The 21960-nt window shown below is 53.1% G+C and carries 13 protein-coding genes, 1 pseudogene and 2 other annotated features; of the genes and pseudogenes, 3 read left to right on the forward strand and 11 right to left on the reverse strand.

Translation table 11 applies throughout. From position 1 onward, the window contains the following. Positions 1-84 precede the first annotated feature (84 nt). Positions 85-2766, forward strand: a sequence feature (Similar to Escherichia coli K12 positive regulator of mal regulon gi: 2367223 (902 aa). BLAST with identity of 99% in 894 aa. This CDS contains an in-frame stop codon. The sequence has been checked and is believed to be correct.). Continuing rightward, positions 85-2766: pseudogene (gene malT / locus SF3441) on the forward strand. Its footprint overlaps the feature before it by 2682 nt. Positions 2767-2821: 55 nt before the next feature. On the opposite strand, the gene yhgJ reads toward malT, so the two are convergent. Then, positions 2822-3643: an RNA 3'-terminal-phosphate cyclase gene (yhgJ, locus tag SF3442; protein NP_709195.3), complete on the reverse strand. Its 822-nt coding sequence runs from the start codon at positions 3641-3643 to the stop codon at positions 2822-2824. Positions 3644-3841: 198 nt separating this feature from the next. Beyond that, positions 3842-5068, reverse strand: a complete 1227-nt coding sequence (gene rtcB / locus SF3443; protein NP_709196.1) for a hypothetical protein — start codon at positions 5066-5068, stop codon at positions 3842-3844. Positions 5069-5248: 180 nt separating this feature from the next. Between rtcB and rtcR the strand changes: the two genes are divergently transcribed. Further along, on the forward strand, positions 5249-6847 hold the full coding sequence (gene rtcR, locus SF3444) for a 2-component regulator (protein NP_709197.1): 1599 nt from the start codon (positions 5249-5251) through the stop codon (positions 6845-6847). Here the strand turns inward: rtcR and glpR are convergent. The 3 genes from glpR to glpE are packed head-to-tail and all read right to left on the reverse strand — an operon-like array spanning position 6829 to position 8805. After that, positions 6829-7587 (reverse strand): DNA-binding transcriptional repressor GlpR, encoded by a 759-nt coding sequence (gene glpR / locus SF3445; RefSeq protein ID NP_709198.1) that lies wholly within the window; start codon positions 7585-7587, stop codon positions 6829-6831. The two genes, rtcR and glpR, sit on opposite strands and share 19 nt — an antisense overlap. 16 nt (positions 7588-7603) lie before the next feature. Next, complete coding sequence (gene glpG, locus SF3446) at positions 7604-8428, reverse strand: intramembrane serine protease GlpG (protein NP_709199.2); 825 nt, start codon at positions 8426-8428, stop codon at positions 7604-7606. 50 nt (positions 8429-8478) lie between these two features. Continuing rightward, positions 8479-8805, reverse strand: coding sequence for a thiosulfate sulfurtransferase (gene glpE, locus SF3447; protein NP_709200.2), 327 nt, complete (start codon positions 8803-8805; stop codon positions 8479-8481). A 174-nt stretch (positions 8806-8979) separates the two neighbouring features. Here glpE and glpD point away from each other — a divergent pair, with 174 nt between their 5' ends. Continuing rightward, a complete protein-coding gene (glpD, locus tag SF3448; protein NP_709201.3) occupies positions 8980-10500 on the forward strand; it encodes a sn-glycerol-3-phosphate dehydrogenase in 1521 nt (506 codons plus the stop codon). 593 nt (positions 10501-11093) lie between these two features. Next, positions 11094-12519 (reverse strand) — a mobile genetic element. Here glpD and SF3450 read toward each other — a convergent pair. The 6 genes from SF3450 to glgB form a co-directional block, all read right to left on the reverse strand. Beyond that, positions 11107-12453, reverse strand: a complete 1347-nt coding sequence (locus tag SF3450; protein NP_709203.1) for an insertion sequence IS4 transposase InsG — start codon at positions 12451-12453, stop codon at positions 11107-11109. It overlaps the preceding feature by 1347 nt. Positions 12520-12552: 33 nt before the next feature. Beyond that, positions 12553-15000, reverse strand: coding sequence for a glycogen phosphorylase (glgP, locus tag SF3451; protein ID NP_709204.1), 2448 nt, complete (start codon positions 14998-15000; stop codon positions 12553-12555). An 18-nt stretch (positions 15001-15018) separates the two neighbouring features. Beyond that, positions 15019-16452: a glycogen synthase gene (gene glgA, locus SF3452; RefSeq protein ID NP_709205.1), complete on the reverse strand. Its 1434-nt coding sequence runs from the start codon at positions 16450-16452 to the stop codon at positions 15019-15021. Further along, on the reverse strand, positions 16452-17747 hold the full coding sequence (glgC, locus tag SF3453) for a glucose-1-phosphate adenylyltransferase (protein ID NP_709206.2): 1296 nt from the start codon (positions 17745-17747) through the stop codon (positions 16452-16454). The genes glgA and glgC overlap by 1 nt, the downstream gene beginning before the upstream one ends. A gap of 17 nt (positions 17748-17764) precedes the next feature. Then, positions 17765-19738 (reverse strand): glycogen debranching protein, encoded by a 1974-nt coding sequence (glgX, locus tag SF3454; protein ID NP_709207.1) that lies wholly within the window; start codon positions 19736-19738, stop codon positions 17765-17767. Further along, positions 19735-21921 carry a glycogen branching protein gene (glgB, locus tag SF3455; protein ID NP_709208.1) on the reverse strand — a complete coding sequence of 729 codons (2187 nt, stop codon included), beginning with the start codon at positions 21919-21921 and terminating at the stop codon, positions 19735-19737. Before glgB ends, glgX begins: the two co-directional genes overlap by 4 nt. Positions 21922-21960: the final 39 nt, after the last annotated feature.

Below are 21960 nucleotides of genomic sequence, written 5' to 3' on the forward strand. Positions count from 1 at the left end.
GGTTTCTGGCCGACCTTATAACCATTAATTACGAAGCGCAAAAAAAATAATATTTCCTCATTTTCCACAGTGAAGTGATTAACTATGCTGATTCCGTCAAAACTAAGTCGTCCGGTTCGACTCGACCATACCGTGGTTCGTGAGCGCCTGCTGGCTAAACTTTCCGGCGCGAACAACTTCCGGCTGGCGCTGATCACGAGTCCTGCGGGCTACGGAAAGACCACCCTCATTTCCCAGTGGGCGGCAGGCAAAAACGATATCGGCTGGTACTCGCTGGATGAAGGTGATAACCAGCAAGAGCGTTTCGCCAGCTATCTCATTGCCGCCGTGCAGCAGGCAACCAACGGTCACTGTGCGATATGTGAGACGATGGAGCAAAAACGGCAATATGCCAGCCTGACGTCACTCTTCGCCCAGCTTTTCATTGAGCTGGCGGAATGGCATAGCCCACTTTATCTGGTCATCGATGACTATCATCTGATCACTAATCCAGTGATCCACGAGTCAATGCGCTTCTTTATTCGCCATCAACCAGAAAATCTCACCCTGGTGGTGTTGTCACGCAACCTTCCGCAACTGGGCATTGCCAATCTGCGTGTTCGTGACCAACTGCTGGAAATTGGCAGTCAGCAACTGGCATTTACCCATCAGGAAGCGAAGCAGTTTTTTGATTGCCGTCTGTCATCGCCGATTGAAGCCGCAGAAAGCAGTCGGATTTGCGATGACGTTTCCGGTTGGGCGACGGCACTATAGCTAATCGCCCTCTCCGCCCGGCAGAATACCCACTCAGCCCATAAGTCGGCACGCCGCCTGGCGGGAATCAATGCCAGCCATCTTTCGGATTATCTGGTCGATGAGGTTTTGGATAACGTCGATCTCGCAACGCGCCATTTTCTGTTGAAAAGCGCCATTTTGCGCTCAATGAACGATGCCCTCATCACCCGTGTGACCGGCGAAGAAAACGGGCAAATGCGTCTCGAAGAGATTGAGCGTCAGGGGCTGTTTTTACAGCGGATGGATGATACCGGCGAGTGGTTCTGCTATCACCCGCTGTTTGGCAACTTCCTGCGCCAGCGCTGCCAGTGGGAACTGGCGGCGGAGCTGCCGGAAATCCACCGTGCCGCCGCAGAAAGCTGGATGGCCCAGGGATTTCCCAGCGAAGCGATTCATCATGCGCTGGCGGCAGGCGATGCGCTGATGCTGCGCGATATTCTGCTTAATCACGCCTGGAGTTTGTTCAACCATAGCGAACTGTCGCTGCTGGAAGAGTCGCTTAAGGCCCTGCCGTGGGACAGTTTGCTGGAAAATCCGCAGTTAGTGTTATTGCAGGCGTGGCTAATGCAAAGCCAACATCGCTATGACCCTGCTAGCCCGTGCTGAACATGAAATCAAGGACATCAGAGAAGGCACCATGCATGCAGAATTTAACGCTCTGCGCGCCCAGGTGGCGATTAACGATGGTAATCAGGATGAAGCGGAACGGCTGGCAAAACTGGCACTGGAAGAGCTGCCGCCGGGCTGGTTCTATAGCCGCATTGTGGCAACCTCGGTGCTGGGTGAAGTGCTGCACTGCAAAGGCGAATTGACCCGCTCACTGGCGCTAGTGCAGCAAACCGAACAGATGGCACGCCAGCACGACGTCTGGCACTACGCCTTATGGAGTTTAATTCAGCAAAGTGAAATTCTGTTTGCCCAAGGGTTCCTGCAAACCGCGTGGGAAACGCAGGAAAAAGCGTTCCAGCTGATCAACGAGCAGCATCTGGAACAGCTGCCAATGCATGAGTTTCTGGTGCGCATCCGAGCACAACTGTTATGGGCCTGGGCACGGCTGGATGAAGCCGAAGCGTCGGCGCGTAGCGGGATTGAAGTCTTGTCGTCTTATCAGCCACAGCAACAGCTTCAGTGCCTGGCAATGTTGATTCAATGCTCGCTGGCCCGTGGTGATTTAGATAACGCCCGTAGCCAGTTGAACCGTCTGGAAAACCTGCTGGGGAATGGCAAATATCACAGCGACTGGATCTCTAACGCCAACAAAGTCCGGGTGATTTACTGGCAAATGACCGGCGATAAAGCCGCCGCTGCCAACTGGTTGCGTCATACGGCTAAACCGGAGTTTGCGAACAACCACTTCCTGCAAGGTCAATGGCGCAACATTGCCCGCGCACAAATCTTGCTGGGCGAGTTTGAACCTGCGGAAATTGTTCTCGAAGAACTCAATGAAAATGCCCGCAGTCTGCGGTTGATGAGCGATCTCAACCGTAACCTGTTGCTGCTTAATCAACTGTACTGGCAGGCCGGACGTAAAAGTGACGCCCAGCGCGTGTTGCTGGACGCATTAAAACTGGCGAATCGCACCGGATTTATCAGTCATTTTGTCATCGAAGGCGAAGCGATGGCGCAACAACTGCGCCAGCTGATTCAACTTAATACGCTGCCGGAACTGGAACAGCATCGCGCGCAGCGTATTCTGCGAGAAATCAATCAACATCATCGGCATAAATTCGCCCATTTCGATGAGAATTTCGTTGAACGTCTGCTAAATCATCCGGAAGTGCCAGAACTAATCCGCACCAGCCCGTTGACCCAACGTGAATGGCAGGTCCTGGGGCTGATCTACTCCGGTTACAGCAATGAACAAATTGCGGGCGAACTGGAAGTGGCGGCAACCACCATCAAGACGCATATCCGCAATCTGTACCAAAAACTCGGCGTCGCCCACCGTCAGGCTGCCGTGCAGCACGCGCAGAAACTGCTGAAGATGATGGGTTATGGGGTGTGAGTTTAGCCGGATAATGCATTGGATCCGGTTTACATCTTTACATCATTCAATACTCACCCGCGTTACGCCATCTGTTTCTATCAAACCAAACCGCACCGGCAAGAAACGCTCCACCACCGCGATATTGGTCAGCAGATGGCATGAAGGATGGGCGACCGTAAATTCTCCCGCGCCCGCCAGCGCCATCGGCAGTACCAGTTGGTCGGCGAGATATTCCCCCACCGCCGCTGGGCTTGCCAGGTAGCGTTTCACCTCTTTCACTAACTGCGCGGCTACCACCTCGGCACTGACGCGCTTTTCACCGACGACGAAAAAGCGTTCAGTGATATTTTCACTTTCGACTTCCAGCGAGACGGTATTACCCGGCCCCTGGTCGCGCGGCAGGTTATGAATATTCTGTTCATGCAGGGAAAAAATCCCCGCCAGTGTAGCGATTTCACGCTCAGCAACATGGCGCGGCACACCAGCTAATAGAACTTCTCCACGCATCTGCACAATGTTCCCGCGCTCGCCAAGTTGCAAGGTGCTAAACGATGCCACGGGCGAGACTTCCGTTGCCACCACACCGCCTCCGGCAGGATAAAAACCGTGACGTAACAGCGTGGTTTGCTGATGAATTCCTATTTTCGCCAGCAGCGGCTCCAGCACCCGGCGGATAAAATCCGCAGGCGGCGCCGACGGGTTATCGGTGCCGCCGCTCACTTCAACACGCGAAGGTCCATCGGCAAACCACAGCGCGGGCAGCACCGTTTGCAGCACCAGCGTACAACTTCCGGCGCTACCGATAGCAAAGCGGTAATCGCCGCCGCGCACGGTGCCAGGCCGGAAGACCAGACGCTGCGATCCCAGCTCCGCGCCTTCCACCGTTGCCCTACAAATTTCCGCAGCCGCTTTTACCGCGGTCAGATGCTGGCGCAGCAGCCCCGGTTTCGCCCGTCCGGCTCGAATGCCAGTGATGGTAAATGGCTGGCCGGTTATCATCGACAGGCTCAGCGCCGAGCGCAGGATCTGCCCGCCGCCTTCGCCCTGTGCGCCATCCAGCGCAATCATCCTTTTCATCATTTATCCTTTTACGCACACCACCTGACGCAGGGTGTAGATAACTTCCACCAGATCGCTTTGTGCCGCCATCACCGCATCAATATCTTTATACGCCATCGGGATTTCGTCGATCACTTCGGCATCTTTACGGCATTCCACATGCGCGGTGGCACGAATTTGGTCTTCCACGCTGAACAGTTTTTTCGCTTTAGTTCGGCTCATTACCCGCCCGGCACCGTGGCTGCACGAACAGAACGACTCTTCATTTCCCAGCCCACGGACGATAAAGCTTTTTGCTCCCATCGAACCGGGAATAATTCCATATTGACCAGCACGCGCAGACACCGCACCTTTACGCGTCACGTAGATCTCTTCACCAAAGAGCTGTTCTTTTTGCACATAGTTGTGGTGACAGTTGATCTCTTCCATCGCCAGCGTTTGTGGCTGTCTGACCGTTTTCTGCGTAATGCTCTGCAACGCCGTTACCACATTTTCCATCATCGCATCGCGGTTAAGGCTGGCGAAAAGCTGCGCCCAGGCCACGGCTCTTAGGTAATCATCAAAGTATTCCGTACCTTCCATAAAGTACGCCAGATCACGCGACGGCAACGTCTCAAGTTGGTCCTGCATCTCTTTTTGCGCCAGATCGATAAAGTAAGTCCCGATGGCGTTACCAATTCCGCGTGAACCGGAGTGCAGCATAATCCACACCTGCTCCGACTCATCAAGGCAGATTTCAATAAAGTGGTTACCCGTTCCCAGCGTTCCCAGGTGTTTATAGTTGTTAGTGTTAAGGAAACGCGGATATTTTTGCGTTAACCACTGATAACCGGCCTCCAGCTCAGCCCATTTCGCATCGACGTTAAAAGGCGGGTTTTCCCATGCGCCTTTATCACGTTTACAACGCCCGGTAGTACGCCCGTGTGGTACGGCCGTTTCAATCGCTTGACGCAGCTCCGCCAGGTTTTCAGGCAGGTCTGCCGCCGTTAACGCGGTACGCAGCGCGTTCATTCCACAGCCAATATCCACGCCCACCGCCGCCGGAATAATCGCCCCTTTGGTCGGGATCACGCTACCAATGGTGGAACCTTTACCCAGGTGTACATCAGGCATTACCGCAATATGTTTGAAAATAAACGGCATCTTCGCCGTATTAATAAGTTGCTGACGCGCATCGGCTTCTACCGGCACGCCTTTGGTCCACATTTTTACCGGGGCATTTTCAGTGGTCAGTAATTCGTAATTCATTTTGTTTTTCTCTTTTCGTTGTTTGCGGTCCTGATAATTGCAACCGTCGTGCCAGAAAATTAAATAAGCAGATTAATTTATTGTTTCTAAAAAGATTATATCTTTATATCCGTAAACGGAGATTTCCCGCAAAGCCGATTTACCGATAATGAAATATCGCCTTTTATAAGGATATCTAAGATGCGTAAAACAGTGGCTTTTGGCTTTGTCGGTACCGTGCTGGATTATGCCGGACGCGGCAGTCAGCGCTGGTCAAAATGGCGTCCGTCACTCTGTATATACCAGCAAGAATCGTTGGTCATCGATCGACTGGAATTATTGCACGATGCCCGCTCGCGCTCGCTATTTGAAACGCTTAAACGCGATATCGCCAGCGTTTCGCCAGAAACAGAAGTGGTGGGCGTTGAGATTGAACTGCATAACCCGTGGGATTTCGAAGAGGTTTACGCCTGCCTGCATGATTTCGCCCGTGGTTACGAGTTTCAGCCAGAAAAAGAAGACTATTTAATTCACATCACCACCGGCACCCACGTCGCGCAGATTTGCTGGTTTCTGCTGGCGGAAGCGCGTTATCTACCCGCCCGGTTGATACAATCTTCAACTCCGCGCAAAAAAGAACAGCCGCGCGGCCCAGGTGAAGTGACGATTATCGATCTCGATTTAAGCCGTTATAACGCCATCGCCAGCCGCTTTGCCGAGGAACGGCAGCAAACGCTCGATTTCCTCAAATCCGGTATTGCCACGCGTAACCCCCACTTCAACCGCATGATTGAGCAGATCGAAAAAGTGGCGATTAAATCCCGCGCGCCGATTCTGCTTAACGGCCCGACCGGCGCAGGTAAGTCATTTCTGGCGCGACGCATCTTCGAGTTAAAACAGGCACGGCATCAGTTTAGCGGCGCGTTTGTGGAAGTGAACTGCGCCACCCTGCGCGGCGATACCGCGATGTCGACGCTGTTTGGTCATGTGAAAGGCGCGTTTACCGGGGCGCGGGAATCTCGTGAAGGATTATTACGCAGCGCCAACGGCGGAATGTTGTTTCTTGATGAGATTGGCGAACTGGGCGCAGACGAACAGGCAATGCTGCTGAAAGCTATTGAAGAGAAAACCTTTTACCCGTTTGGCAGCGATCGCCAGGTGAGCAGTGATTTTCAGCTTATCGCCGGAACGGTGCGCGATTTGCGCCAGCTGGTTGCCGAAGGCAAATTCCGCGAAGATCTGTACGCGCGGATCAATCTCTGGACCTTCACCCTGCCGGGTCTACGCCAGCGCCAGGAAGATATTGAACCGAACCTGGATTATGAAGTGGAGCGCCACGCCACACTCACTGGTGACAGCGTGCGTTTTAACACCGAAGCGCGGCGTGCCTGGCTGGCCTTTGCAACATCTCCCCAGGCAACATGGCGCGGTAACTTTCGCGAACTTTCTGCCAGCGTCACGCGGATGGCCACCTTTGCCACTAGCGGACGCATCACTCTGGACGTGGTGGAAGATGAGATAAACCGTCTGCGCTATAACTGGCAGGAGAGCCGCCCCTCCGCGCTTACGGCGTTGCTGGGCGCAGAGGCAGAAAACATCGATCTCTTCGACCGTATGCAACTGGAACACGTTATCGCTATCTGCCGCCAGGCAAAGTCGCTTTCTGCTGCCGGACGACAGCTTTTTGATGTTTCGCGCCAGGGCAAAGCCAGCGTCAATGACGCGGATCGGCTACGCAAATACCTGGCGCGTTTTGGTCTGACGTGGGAAGCCGTGCAGGATCAGCACAGCTCCAGTTGAATATGGTGGTCCGTCAGCACCTGCATCACGCTTACTGGCGGCGGGGCGTCGGTGTAGACGGCATCAACCATGCTGATGCTCCCCATATTGACCATCGCATTACGGCCAAATTTTGAATGGTCAACCACCAGCATAACGTGGCGCGAGTTCTCAATAATGGCGCGCTTGGTACGAACTTCGTGGTAATCGAACTCCAGCAGCGAGCCGTCGCTGTCGATGCCGCTGATCCCCAGAATGCCGAAATCAAGGCGGAACTGGGAGATAAAATCGAGCGTCGCTTCGCCAATGATCCCGCCATCGCGGCTACGTAATTCGCCACCGGCGAGAATAATGCGGAAATCTTCTTTTACCATCAACGTGTTAGCAACGTTGAGATTGTTGGTGACAATGCGCAAATTGCTGTGATTGAGCAGCGCGTGCGCCACCGCTTCCGGCGTGGTGCCGATATCGATAAACAGCGTCGAGCCATTGGGGATTTGCTCCGCCACTTTGCGGGCGATGCGCTCTTTTTCTTCGGTCTGGGTGGCTTTACGATCGTGCCACGGCGTGTTAACCGAACTGGAAGGCAGCGCCGCGCCGCCATGATGGCGCAGGATCAGGTTTTGCTCTGCCAGCTCGTTGAGGTCGCGGCGAATAGTCTGCGGGCTGACGGAGAAGTGCTCCACCAGTTCCTCGGTACTGACATAACCCTGCTGTTTAACCAGTTCGATAATACCGTTGTGACGTTGTGTTTGTTTCATTTATAAATCCCTGGAATTATTTTCGTTTTCGCGCATTGAGCGAATCAACAAAAGCCATCGCTAAACCCACGGCTAATCCGGCGATGTGTGCTCCGTTCGCCATCGACATCCCAAACAAATCAAACCATCCGGCGACAATCCAGATCAGCGCAAAGATAATTAACCCACGTTGCAGGTAAATGCCACTTTGCGGATCGCGTTCGCCACGTAGCCAGACGTAGCCCATCAGCGCATACACCACGCCAGAAAGCCCGCCAAACCACGGCCCGCTGAATTTTTGCTGCATATAGCCGCTTAACAGGGCGCTGATAAGCGTAATGACAATTAGCTTACCGCTACCGAGGCGTTTTTCCACCGCGCCGCCGAGATACCACCACCAAAGCAGGTTAAAGAGGATATGCATCAGCGAGAAGTGCATTAACGCGTGGGTGAAGTAACGCCAGAACTCAAATTTCAGTGTTGGATCGAATGGCCAGGCCAGCCATAACATCACTTCCTGATCGCCGAGAATTTGCATGGCAATAAACACCACCACGCAGGCGATCATCATCACCCAGGTCACCGGACCTGCGCGTTCACGCAAGGCAGCAAAGAAAGGATAACGGCGATAATGCAGGCCACTGCCGGTATGGCCTGCCAGCCAGCTGGCCGCCAGATAACGCGGATCTGCCGGGTTTTCGAGAAAACGCGCCAGCTCCGCCCGCACGCGCTCGGCCTGGGACTCATCCGCCAGCCAGACATCGCTTTGGTTATGTTGTTGAATCGTGAGGATAACACCCTGCGTCGCCATGTAATCAACAAACGCCTGCGCCACGCGGGGGTTAGCAAAAGAGGTAATCATCAACATCGTTGCTGTCGCTTATTCCACACAAAAGGGGACAGTATAAAGCGTTACGCGCCGTACGCCACCTCTGCGGGAAACTGTCGCTGCCAGGCTTCAAAGCCGCCGTCAATGCTATAGACCACATCGTAGCCCTGTTGCAGCAGATACTGCGCCGCCCCTTTGCTGCTATTGCCGTGATAACACATCACCATCACCGGAGTGTCAAAGTCGTTATCACGCATAAACGCGCCCAGCGTGTCGTTGGTTAAATGGAAAGCCTGCACCGCATGCCCCATAGCGAAACTCTGTGGATCGCGAATATCGACCAGCACCGCCTCTTTTTCCTGCAACTTCTGGTGCGCGTCGGCAACGTTAATACATTCGAACTGATCCATGCGTCTCTCTTTCTTTACAAACAAGTGGGCAAATTTACCGCACAGTTTACGTCGAAGCGGCAGATAAACGCCATAATGTTATACATATCACTCTAAAATGTTTTTTCAATGTTACCCAAAGCGCGATTCTTTGCTAATATGTTCGATAACGAACATTTATGAGCTTTAACGAAAGTGAATGAGGGCAGCATGGAAACCAAAGATCTGATTGTGATAGGTGGCGGCATCAATGGTGCTGGTATCGCGGCAGACGCCGCTGGACGCGGTTTATCCGTGCTGATGCTGGAGGCGCAGGATCTCGCTTGCGCGACCTCTTCCGCCAGTTCAAAACTCATTCACGGTGGCCTGCGCTACCTTGAGCACTATGAATTCCGCCTGGTCAGCGAGGCGCTGGCTGAACGTGAAGTGCTGCTGAAAATGGCTCCGCATATCGCCTTCCCGATGCGTTTTCGCCTGCCACATCGTCCGCATCTGCGCCCGGCGTGGATGATTCGCATTGGTCTGTTTATGTACGATCATCTGGGTAAACGCACCAGCCTGCCGGGATCAACTGGTTTGCGTTTTGGCGCAAATTCAGTGTTAAAACCGGAAATTAAGCGCGGATTCGAATATTCTGACTGTTGGGTAGACGACGCCCGTCTGGTACTCGCCAACGCCCAGATGGTGGTGCGTAAAGGCGGCGAAGTGCTTACTCGGACTCGCGCCACCTCTGCTCGCCGCGAAAACGGCCTGTGGATTGTGGAAGCGGAAGATATCGATACCGGCAAAAAATATAGCTGGCAAGCGCGCGGCCTGGTTAACGCCACCGGCCCGTGGGTGAAACAGTTCTTCGACGAGGGGATGCATCTGCCTTCGCCTTATGGCATTCGCCTGATCAAAGGCAGCCATATTGTGGTGCCGCGCGTGCATACCCAAAAGCAGGCCTACATTCTGCAAAACGAAGATAAACGCATTGTGTTCGTGATCCCGTGGATGGACGAGTTTTCCATCATCGGCACCACCGATGTGGAATACAAAGGTGATCCGAAAGCAGTGAAGATTGAAGAGAGTGAAATCAATTACCTGCTGAAAGTGTATAACGCGCACTTTAAAAAGCAGCTAAGCCGTGACGATATCGTCTGGACCTACTCCGGTGTGCGTCCGCTGTGTGATGATGAGTCCGACTCGCCGCAAGCCATTACCCGTGATTACACCCTTGATATCCATGATGAAAACGGCAAAGCACCGCTGCTGTCGGTATTCGGCGGTAAGCTGACCACCTACCGAAAACTGGCAGAACATGCGCTGGAAAAACTGACGCCGTATTATCAGGGTATTGGCCCGGCGTGGACGAAAGAGAGCGTGCTGCCGGGTGGTGCCATTGAAGGCGACCGCGACGATTACGCCGCTCGCCTGCGCCGCCGTTACCCGTTCCTGACTGAATCGCTGGCACGTCACTACACGCGCACTTACGGCAGCAACAGCGAGCTGCTGCTCGGCAATGCGGGAACGGTAAGCGATCTCGGGGAAGATTTCGGTCATGAGTTCTACGAAGCGGAACTGAAATACCTGGTGGATCACGAATGGGTCCGCCGCACCGACGATGCCCTGTGGCGTCGCACAAAACAAGGCATGTGGCTGAATGCGGATCAACAATCTCGTGTGAGTCAGTGGCTGGTGGAATATACGCAGCAGAAGTTGTCGCTGGCGTCGTAAATTAACGTAAGGTGATCAGGTCAGATTTCAATCTGGCCTGAGACTGATGACAAACACAAAACTGCCTGATGCGCTACGCTTATCAGGCCTACGTGGTTTATGCAATATATTGAATTTGCATGGTCTTGTAGGCCAGATAAGACGTTCACGTCGCATCCGGCATGAACAAAGCGCACTTTGTCAAAAATCTAACCTACTTTTTAATTCAGGAAATTACCGCAAAGCCCACGCCATCATACCCAACGTAACAAAACTCAGGCACGTTCCCCACTCGCCCCGAGAAAAATAGCATTAATGCGCCCAGCGTCAGCATAAAAATATTGAGCAGAAGGTAAATTGTTGGCGTAAAGAGTAAATTGCAAACCTCAGGAATAGCGGCAAGCCCAGCCCCCAGCATGGCAATAACCGCTGCAAAAAATTGCGTCAGTATTGGGATGCCGAAAAAAGTCATTACCAGCGAGGTCAAAATCCATTTTCTATTTTGCATTATTCTTTCCATTCTTTCTGAATGGCGAAATTATACTCCCCGAGTCCCCTTGCCCCTTCTGGACACTTTTCCGAAATGATGGCGAAAAAAACGGGACCCTTTGGCCTAATGCCAGTCAGTTAAGCAACTGACTGGCTCTTTTTCGGGGCTGTGGGGTATTTCCAGGGCCTCTCCTTTACCACTCTCGGGAAGGCCCTTCCCCTTCTCGTCGGTAATTTCACAAGTTGTCCCATACTTGCAAGATCGCGCATCAGCTCCGGTATACGTCCCGGTGAAGCGCCCTGCAATGTCATCAGCATTCTCATCACCATTCCGCATGATTCTGAGAAACTCAGTTGATTCGGCCAGTAACCTTTCAGATGTTCCGCCATTTTAATCATCTGATATCTCACCAGATTATAAGCCAGTAAGACACCCCACAGCTCTTGCTCCACAAGCTCCGGCTTTTTACTTCTCAGCGTCAGCCTGCTCAGTTGCATCGTCTGTTTTATCTCCCTGTATCCCAGTTCGATTTCCCAGCGATGACTGTACAGATCCGCCATTTCTCCTCCGGGGAAGCGCATGGCGTCCGTCATCGACGTCAGCAGATGGCAGACTTTTCCTTTGCGCGTCACGGTCAGCAGGCGGGCTGTCACTTCATTTCCCAGTCCCGGCCACTTTTTTCGTGCCTGCGGGCTGGTTTTCAGCTTCACCAGATGATCGCCTTTACCCAGTTTTCTGAGCTCTTCATATTGCGCTCCCTTTCTGAGAGGTATCATCCAGTGGCGGTGTTCTCCCGCCAGGCTCCAGCCATTTAACAGTCCCAGTGAGTAATAACCTTTATCCATTAACGTCAGAGTGTTATCGCCGGTTTGTTCTATAAGTTGCTCAGCAAGCTCATTTTCGCTGTTCTTCATCGTGCCGAAGGCTGCAGCCGTCAGCAGATGGCTGGTCAGTTCCATCTGGCAGACCATTTTGACCTGCGGGTAGAGCGCCGGGTTCCCGGCATGTGTCTGGCGGGGGAAGGCTGCATCGTTCTCTGGTGTATCCGGTGTGCGCCAGAACACACCATCGATGGCCAGCAGGGTCAGGCCGCACCAGTGCGGATGCGGCGTGGCGTTATGCCAGAGCTGCGCTGTTTTCGTGAACACGCGGCGGACAGCCTCACTTCCCAGGCGCTGGCGGGCCTGAATAACGGCACTGGGGGCAACGAAGGGGCGATTGCCCGGCAGCATGATGTCCAGGCGATTCACAATCTGGTGAAGAGGTTCTTTACGCTCAAGCGCCATGCCAACAATACACCAGACCATCATTTCGAGGGGAAGACGGCGCTTGCGTAGCGTTACAGTACCTGATTCGGCAAGGCAACGAGAGATGAGTTCGGGGTCGAGGTAATCCCCCAGAGAAGTCAGTGGGTTACGCAGAGAATCGTAACGGGATACCAGATCAAGAGCCTGTCCAATGTGCATAAAAAAATCCGGAAACAAGTGAGCGTTTCCGGATTCTTACACAGCCACTGGATCGGTCAACTGATCCTTAACTGATCGGCATTAGACCCTTTGGCCCCGTTCTATTTATTAGTGAAATTACAATCTCACCGGATCGATATGCCAGATATGATCAGCGTACTCTTTGATAGTACGGTCAGAAGAGAAGTAGCCCATATTGGCAATGTTCAGCATCGCTTTTGCGGTCCACTCTTCCTGAAGCTCGTAGAGTTCGTCGACTTTATCCTGACAATCGACATAGCTGCGATAATCCGCCAGTACCTGGTAGTGATCGCCGAAGTTGATCAGCGAATCAACCAGATCGCGATAGCGACCCGGATCTTCCGGACTGAATACACCGCTGCCGATTTGCGTCAGCACCTGATGCAGCTCCTCATCTTTCTCGTAGTATTCACGCGGTTTGTAGCCCTGACGACGCAGTTCTTCCACTTCTTCCGCTGTGTTACCAAAAATAAAGATATTGTCAGCACCGACATGATCCAGCATCTCGACATTCGCACCGTCCAACGTACCGATAGTCAGCGCACCGTTAAGCGCAAACTTCATGTTACTGGTGCCGGAAGCTTCCGTCCCTGCCAGCGAAATCTGTTCAGACAGATCTGCCGCCGGAATGATCAACTGCGCCAGGCTAACGCTGTAGTTCGGGATGAACACGACTTTCAGCTTATCGCCAATCTGCGGATCGTTGTTGATCACTTTCGCTACGTCATTGATCAAATGAATAATGTGCTTCGCCATGTAATAGGCCGAAGCCGCCTTACCGCCAAAAATATTCACGCGCGGTACCCACTTCGCATCCGGGTCGGCCTTGATGCGGTTATAGCGGGTAATCACATGCAACACATTCATCAATTGACGTTTGTATTCGTGAATACGTTTGATTTGTACATCGAACAACGCCTTTGGATTCACCACCACATTCAGCTGCTGGGCGATATACTCTGCCAGACGCTTTTTGTTCTCCAGCTTCGCCTGATGCACAGCGTGATTAACCATTGGGAAATCACAGTGTTGTTGCAGCTCATTAAGCAGGCTAAGGTCGGTGCGCCAGTTACGGCCCAGGTGTTCGTCCAGCACGGCTGAAAGCGATGGGTTCGCTACCGCCAGCCAGCGACGCGGCGTCACACCGTTGGTGACGTTGGTGAAACGACCCGGGAAGATTTTCGCAAAGTCGGCAAACAACGATTGCACCATCAGATTAGAGTGCAGTTCCGATACACCGTTAACTTTGTGGCTCACAACAACCGCCAGCCAGGCCATACGCACACGACGACCGTTGGATTCATCAATGATCGACGCCCGTCCCAGCAGATCGGTATCGTTCGGATACTGTTCCTGCAAGGTTTTCAGGAAATAGTCGTTGATTTCAAAGATGATCTGCAGGTGACGCGGCAGAATTTTACCCAGCATATCAACCGGCCAGGTTTCCAGCGCCTCGCTCATCAGCGTGTGGTTAGTGTAGGAGAAGACCTGACAACACACCTCAAACGCGTCGTCCCAGCTAAATTGGTGCTCATCGATCAGCAGACGCATCATCTCAGGAATCGACAGTACCGGATGGGTATCATTGAGATGAATCGCGATTTTATCCGCCAGGTTATCGTAGGTTTTATGCAACTGATAATGACGGCTTAAAATGTCCTGAATGGTCGAGGAAACCAAGAAGTATTCCTGACGCAGGCGCAGCTCACGCCCGGAGTAGGTGGAGTCATCCGGATACAGTACGCGAGATACGTTCTCGGAGTGGTTTTTATCTTCCACTGCCGCGAAGTAGTCACCCTGGTTGAATTTACCGAGGTTAATTTCGCTACTGGCTTGCGCACTCCACAAACGCAGCGTGTTGGTCGCGTCGGTGTCGTAACCAGGGATTATCTGATCGTAAGCGACTCCCAGAATCTCTTCGGTTTCAATCCAGCGCGTTTTTTTACCTTCCTGCTGAATGCGACCACCAAAACGGACTTTATAGCGCGTGTTGTGGCGTTTGAATTCCCACGGGTTACCGTATTCCAGCCAGTAGTCTGGCGACTCTTTCTGGCTACCGTTAACGATGTTCTGCTTGAACATACCGTAGTCATAGCGGATGCCGTAACCGCGCCCCGGCAACCCTAACGTCGCCAGAGAATCAAGGAAGCAAGCCGCCAGACGTCCCAGGCCACCGTTACCGAGGCCTGGGTCATTTTCTTCATCAATCAGCTCTTCGAGATTTAACCCCATCGCTTCCAGTGCGCCCTGTACATCTTCGTAAATTCCTAGCGACAACATGGCGTTGGAGAGCGTACGGCCAATCAAAAACTCCATCGACAGGTAGTAAACCTGACGAGTTTCTTGCGACAACTGGGCACGGTTTGAACGTAACCAGCGCTCCACGAGACGATCGCGCACAGCAAATAACGTTGCGTTCAGCCATTCATGTTTATTGGCGACGACCGGGTCCTTTCCAATCGTAAACATCAGCTTGTAAGCGATAGAGTGCTTAAGAGCTTCTACGCTAAGCGTGGGCGATGAATATGTAAACGGAGCATTCATATAGGCGTTTCCTGAAAACTATTTCAAGCGATAGTAAAGCTCACGGTACGACTTCGCCGCGACCTGCCAGCTAAAATCCATTGCCATAGCCTGACGTTGCACAAACCGCCACAGTGAAGGACGGGACCACAGTACAAAAGCACGCCGAATAGCCCGTAACAGCGACCAGGCATTACTATCTTCAAAGACAAACCCACTGGCGACGCCATCTGCAAGGTTCTCAAGAGAACAGTCAGAAACCGTATCAGCAAGCCCACCGGTGCGCCGCACTAACGGCAGCGTACCGTACTTCAATCCATAAAGTTGCGTTAAGCCGCACGGTTCAAAACGGCTGGGCACCAGAATGACGTCCGCGCCGCCCATAATGCGATGCGAAAATGCTTCGTGATAGCCAATCTGAACGCCCACCTGACCGGGGTATTCCGCTGCCGCCGCAAGGAAACCTTCCTGCAGCACCGGATCGCCCGCGCCGAGTAGCGCCAGCTGCCCGCCCTGCTCCAGAAGCCCCGGTAAGGCTTCCAGCACCAGGTCGAGACCTTTCTGGCTGGTCAGACGGCTCACCACTGCAAAAAGCGGCACTTTATCGTCAACCTTAAGCCCCATTGCGATTTGTAACTGGCTCTTATTTTCCGCTTTATCTTCCAACGTATCGCGGGTGTAACGCGAGGCCAACAGTAAGTCCGTCTCTGGACTCCAGATTTTCTCGTCCACGCCGTTCAGTACGCCTGAAAGACGCCCTTCACGGTGACGCTGTTGCAACAGACCTTCCATACCGTAGGCAAACTGCGGTTCGGTGATCTCGCGAGCGTAGGTTGGACTGACCGCCGTAATGTGATCGGCATAGTACAGACCGGCCTTCAGGAAAGAGATTTGTCCGTTGAATTCCAGCCCATGAATATTAAAGAATGACCATGGCAATTGGATGTCATTCATGTGATGTGCATAAAACATGCCTTGATAGGCCAGGTTGTGCACAGTAAACACCGACTTCGCAGGACGCCCGCGCGCCGCCAGATACGCAGGCGCAAGACCTGCATGCCAGTCGTGCACATGCACCACATCAGGACGCCAGAATGGGTCAAGCCCGCTGGCCATTTCTGCCCCAACCCACCCCAGCAGCGCAAAACGCAATACGTTGTCGGTATAGGCAAATAAGTTGGTATCGTGATACGGGCTTCCCGGACGATCATAGAGATGCGGCGCGTCAATCAGGTATATGCCAACCCCGTTGTAATGACCGAACAACAGCGTGATATGCCCGGCGAAAGTATCACGACGGGATACTACCTGCGCATCGGTCACGCCACGGCGAATATCGGGAAATGCAGGCAACAGTACGCGAGCGTCAACGCCGTCTGCGATTTGTGCTGCGGGTAATGCCCCAATAACATCAGCCAGACCGCCGGTTTTAAGCAGCGGGAACATCTCTGAACATACATGTAAAACCTGCATTATCGCTCCTGTTTATGCCCTAACTTCCGTAGCATTTCGCGCGTTACCAGCACGATGCCTTCTTCTGAACGATAGAAACGACGTGCATCTTCCTCTGCGTTTTCACCAATCACCATGCCTTCCGGGATAACACAAGCACGATCGATGACGCAGCGGCGCAGACGGCACGAGCGACCTACCCATACTTCCGGTAACAATACGGCGGAATCAATGTTGCAGAATGAATTCACGCGAACGCGCGAGAACAGAACGGACTGCACCACCACCGAACCGGAGATCACACAACCGCCGGATACCAGTGAGTTAAGGGTCATCCCGTGGCTACCGGAGCGATCCTGCACGAATTTCGCTGGCGGTAATGATTCATTGTAGGTGCGAATTGGCCAATTGCGATCGTACATATCCAGTTCCGGCACCACAGAGGCCAGATCGAGATTCGCTTTCCAGTAAGCTTCCAGCGTACCCACATCGCGCCAGTACGGCTCAGCATCCGGGTCGGATTGTACGCAAGAGAGCGGGAACGGGTGCGCATAGGCCAGACCGGCTTCGGTGATCTTGGGAATCAAATCTTTGCCAAAGTCGTGGCTGGAGTTCTCATCACGATCGTCTTCTTCCAGCAGTTCATACAGATAGTCGGCGTCAAAGACGTAGATACCCATACTCGCCAGAGATTTGCTCGGATCGTTCGGCATTGACGGTGGGTTAGCAGGTTTTTCAACGAATTCGATAATTTTATCGTTCTCATCAACCGCCATAACGCCAAATGCGGAGGCTTCTTCAATCGGTACTGGCATACAAGCAACGGTGCAACGTGCGCCTTTTTCGACGTGATCGATAAGCATACGCGAGTAGTCTTGCTTGTAGATATGGTCGCCCGCCAGGATCACCACGTATTCCGCTTTATAACGGCGGATAATGTCGAGGTTTTGGGTGACCGCATCTGCGGTGCCGCGATACCAGTTTTCCCCTTTCATTCTCTGCTGTGCTGGCAGCAGATCGACAAACTCGTTCATTTCTTCATTGAAGAATGACCAGCCGCGCTGAATGTGCTGCACCAGAGTGTGGGACTGGTACTGGGTGATCACGCCCATACGACGGATCCCAGAGTTGATGCAGTTAGACAGCGCAAAGTCAATAATGCGGAACTTACCGCCGAAGTGTACGGCCGGTTTTGCTCGCTTATTGGTTAAATCCTTCAGGCGGGTACCACGTCCTCCCGCCAGTATCAGGGCAACAGATTTCAATGGCAGCTGGCGCGCCAACATTAAGTGATCGTTCTTCTCTAAACTAACCATGACTAACTCCTTTTTTATCATCTCTGGAACACACACAATCCGTGTGCAGGTCCCTGCCAGACAACCGTAATCACTGGGTTATCCTCTCCAGCGAATGGGGGAATGGCGTGCCACTCCCCAGCAGGTAAAACAATCTCTGTTACCTCAAGCGTGGCGTTAATTGCGATCAAAAAGCGATCCGAGAGCAGAATTTGCAGCTGTTTCGGCCCGTTTTGCCACTCATCCGTGCTTAAAGGTTGAGCATATCGATTTAGCCAACGAACATTGCCGTCACCTTCTTCCCACCAGCGATTCTCCACCAAAGCGGGAATGCGCTTGCGCAGATGGATTAACGCGGCGGTAAATGCGGTTAAACCACTGCTTGCCTGCGACCAGTCCAACCAGTTTAATTGGTTATCCTGACAGTAGGCATTGTTATTGCCATGCTGGCTGTGACCATGTTCGTCACCGGCCAGTAACATCGGCGTGCCCTGGGAGAGCAACAACGTTGTTAACAGGGCATGAATGCTGTCGCGCCGCCGTTCAACCAGGTCAAGAGTACCGCCTAACCCTTCTTTACCATGATTGTTACTGTAATTGTTGTTGGTCCCGTCGCGATTTTCTTCTCCGTTTGCTTCATTGTGTTTATGGTTGAAGCAAACGCAGTCGCGAAGCGTAAAACCGTCATGCGCGGTGACGAGATTAATCGCGGCACTCGGCAGACGACCATTACGTTTAAAAACATCGCTGGAGGCAGCAAAACGCCCGGCAAACGCCCCCAGAGGCAAATCATAATGTAGCCAGAAACGACGGGCAGCATCGCGGAAATGATCGTTCCACTCGGCAAACAGCGGCGGGAAATTTCCCACCTGATAACCACTAGGAGCGATATCCCACGGTTCAGCAATTAACTTCACCTGCGAGAGCACCGGGCAGTTCTGGATAGCGGTAAACAACGGCGCATCCTGACGGAACTCTGGCGTACGGCCCATGACTGCCGCCAGATCAAAGCGGAAACCATCGACGTGGCAGGTTTCTACCCAATAACGCAGGCAGGCGCTGGCATAATCCACCACCGCCGGATGACTCAAATTGAGCGTGTTGCCGCAACCGGTCCAGTTGTGATAATCGCCGTCTTCTCTTATCCAATAATAGCTACGGTTATCGATCCCACGCAGCGAGAATAACGGGCCGTCGAGGTCCAGTTCCGCACTATGGTTGAGCACGATATCAAGAATGACTTCGATACCCGCTTTATGCAGTGCTTTGATTGCATCGCGAAACTCATCCAGCGCCGTTTCTGGCGAGCAGGCATACGCCGGATGCAGCGCAAACATCGCCACCGGGTTGTAACCCCAGTAGTTACTTAGCCCCATGCGTTGCAGACGTGGTTCACTGGCAAACTGCGCCACTGGCAGCAGTTCCAGCGCGGTAATGCCCAATTGTTTCAAATAGTTGATCATCACCGGATGCCCGAGGGCTTTATAAGTGCCACGGATCTCGACCGGGATCTCCGGGTGCAAGTACGTTAATCCTTTGACATGGGCTTCATAAATGATGGTGCTGCCCCACGGCGTGCGCGGCGGGGCGTCATCTTCCCAGTCATAGTGATCAACCACCACTACGCATTTCGGCGCAATGGCGGCGTTGTCGCGATAGTCAGGTTCATTATGACCGGCGTGCAGCAGCGGGTTATCTTTAAACTCCCCGTCAATTTGCCGCGCGCAAGGATCAATCAACAACTTCGCCGGGTTAAAGCGATGCCCCTCGGCGGGTTGCCAGGGGCCATGAACGCGATAACCATAACGCAAACCCGGGCGCGCATCCGGCAGATAACCGTGCCAAATGTCGCCACTGTTCCCTGGCAAGTCATAGCGATGTTCCTGGCCATTGGCGTCAAAGACACACAGTTCTACCCGCTCGGCATGAGCGGAGAAAAGTGTGAAGTTGACGCCCTGACCGTCGTAATGCGCGCCGAGGGGAGCGGGTTTGCCAATGGCGAGTTGTGTCATTCTGCCTCCCGAACCAGCCAGATAGTGGCCAGCGGTGGTAGCGTCAGGCTTAGTGAATGCTGACGACCGTGGCTGGCAATCTCATCGCTGTGTACCGTGCCGCCATTGCCTGCATTACTGCCGTGATAGTGTATGGAATCGGTATTGAGGATTTCACGCCATTTACCTGGCTGATTAATGCCGAAGCGATAATCATGACGCGGCACCGGCGTAAAGTTACTGGCAACGATAATTTCGTTACCCTCTTTATCGCGACGCACAAAGATCAGCACCGAGCGTTCTTTGTCATCCACCACCAGCCATTCAAAGCCGTACGGGTCAAAATCCAGTTCATGCATTGCTTTATGGTGGCGGTAGGTGAGGTTCAGATCGCGCACCAGACGCTGGACACCGTGGTGCCAGTTATCGCCGCCTTCCAACAGATGCCAGTCGAGGCTGGCGTCATGGTTCCACTCGCGGCCCTGGGCAAATTCGTTCCCCATGAACAGCAGTTTCTTGCCCGGAAATGCCCACATCCAGCCATAGTAAGCGCGCAGGTTAGCGAATTTCTGCCATGCGTCGCCCGGCATGCGGTCGAGAATCGATTTTTTACCGTGGACCACTTCATCATGCGACAACGGCAGGACGAAGTTTTCAGTGTAGTTGTAGAGCATCCCGAAGGTCAGTTTATCGTGATGATACTGACGATAAATCGGGTCGAGCTTCATGTAGTCCAGGGTGTCATGCATCCAGCCGAGGTTCCACTTGTACCAGAAGCCCAGACCGCCCATATCCTGCGGACGAGAAACGCCAGGGAAATCGGTAGACTCCTCAGCCATTGTCACCGCACCGGAAACCTGCTCACCAAGAATACGGTTGGTATTACGCAAGAATTCAATCGCTTCAAGATTCTCGCGCCCGCCAAATTCGTTCGGGATCCACTCCCCCTCTTTACGGCTGTAGTCACGATAAATCATCGACGCCACCGCATCGACGCGCAGCGCATCAATACCAAAACGTTCAATCCAGTAAAGCGCGTTACCGACGAGGAAGTTACTGACTTCACGGCGACCATAGTTGTAGATCAGCGTGTTCCAGTCCTGATGATAGCCTTCACGCGGATCGCTGTGTTCATACAAGTTCGTGCCATCAAATTCGGCAAGCGCAAAGTCATCAGTCGGGAAGTGGCCTGGCACCCAGTCGAGAATCACGTTCAGACCAGCTGCGTGTGCGGCATCAATGAAATAACGGAAGTCGTCGCGAGTACCAAAACGGCGGGTTGGTGCATACAGGCCGGTTGGCTGATAACCCCAACTGCCATCGAAGGGATGCTCGTTAATGGGCAGTAGTTCGAGGTGGGTAAAGCCCATCCATTTAGCATAAGGCACCAGTTGATCGGCCAGCTCGCGGTAGCTCAACCAGAAATTGTTGTCGGTGTGGCGACGCCAGGAACCCAGGTGAACTTCATAAATAGAGATTGGCGCATCAAACTGATTCGCTTTTTTGCGCTCTTCAGTCTGTACAACCTTTTCCGGCAGCCCGCAAATAAGAGACGCGGTTTCCGGGCGCATTTGCGCTTCGAAGGCATAAGGGTCGGACTTCAGACGCAAGTTGCCATTGGCATCAATCATCTCGTATTTATAGAGCTGACCGTTATGCGCCCCAGGGATAAACAGTTCCCAGATGCCGCTCTCTTTACGCAGGCGCATCGGGTGACGGCGACCGTCCCAGTAGTTGAATTGCCCAACCACCGAGACCCGACGGGCGTTTGGAGCCCAGACAGAGAAACGCGTACCTGTGACGCCATCCATAGTATCTGCATGCGCGCCTAAGGTTTCATACGGGCGCAGGTGAGTACCTTCAGATAATAGCCAGGCATCCATTTCCTGGATTAGCGGACCAAAACGGTAAGGATCATCAATCAGGTTTTGCTGACCATGCCAGACAACAGCCAACTGATAGCGGAAAAAATTCTTACGTCGCGGAATGACGCCGCTAAAGAATCCCCGTGAGTCGAGACACTCCAGTTTTGCGAGTTTGCGCCCGGTTTTCGGTTCAATCACCCACACATCGGTAGCGTCGGGTAAAAGGGCACGGACTTCCAGTCCCGCGGTGGTTTTATGCATTCCCAGTACGGAAAAAGGATCCGCAAAATGGCCTGCAATTAGCGCGTTAATCACGTCTCTATCGATACGATCGGACATGCTTGTCTTCCTGTTTTATTGTGTCACCCCATCCAATTG

Origin of the sequence: Shigella flexneri 2a str. 301 (assembly GCF_000006925.2) — a bacterium.
Lineage (GTDB): Bacteria > Pseudomonadota > Gammaproteobacteria > Enterobacterales > Enterobacteriaceae > ECMA0423.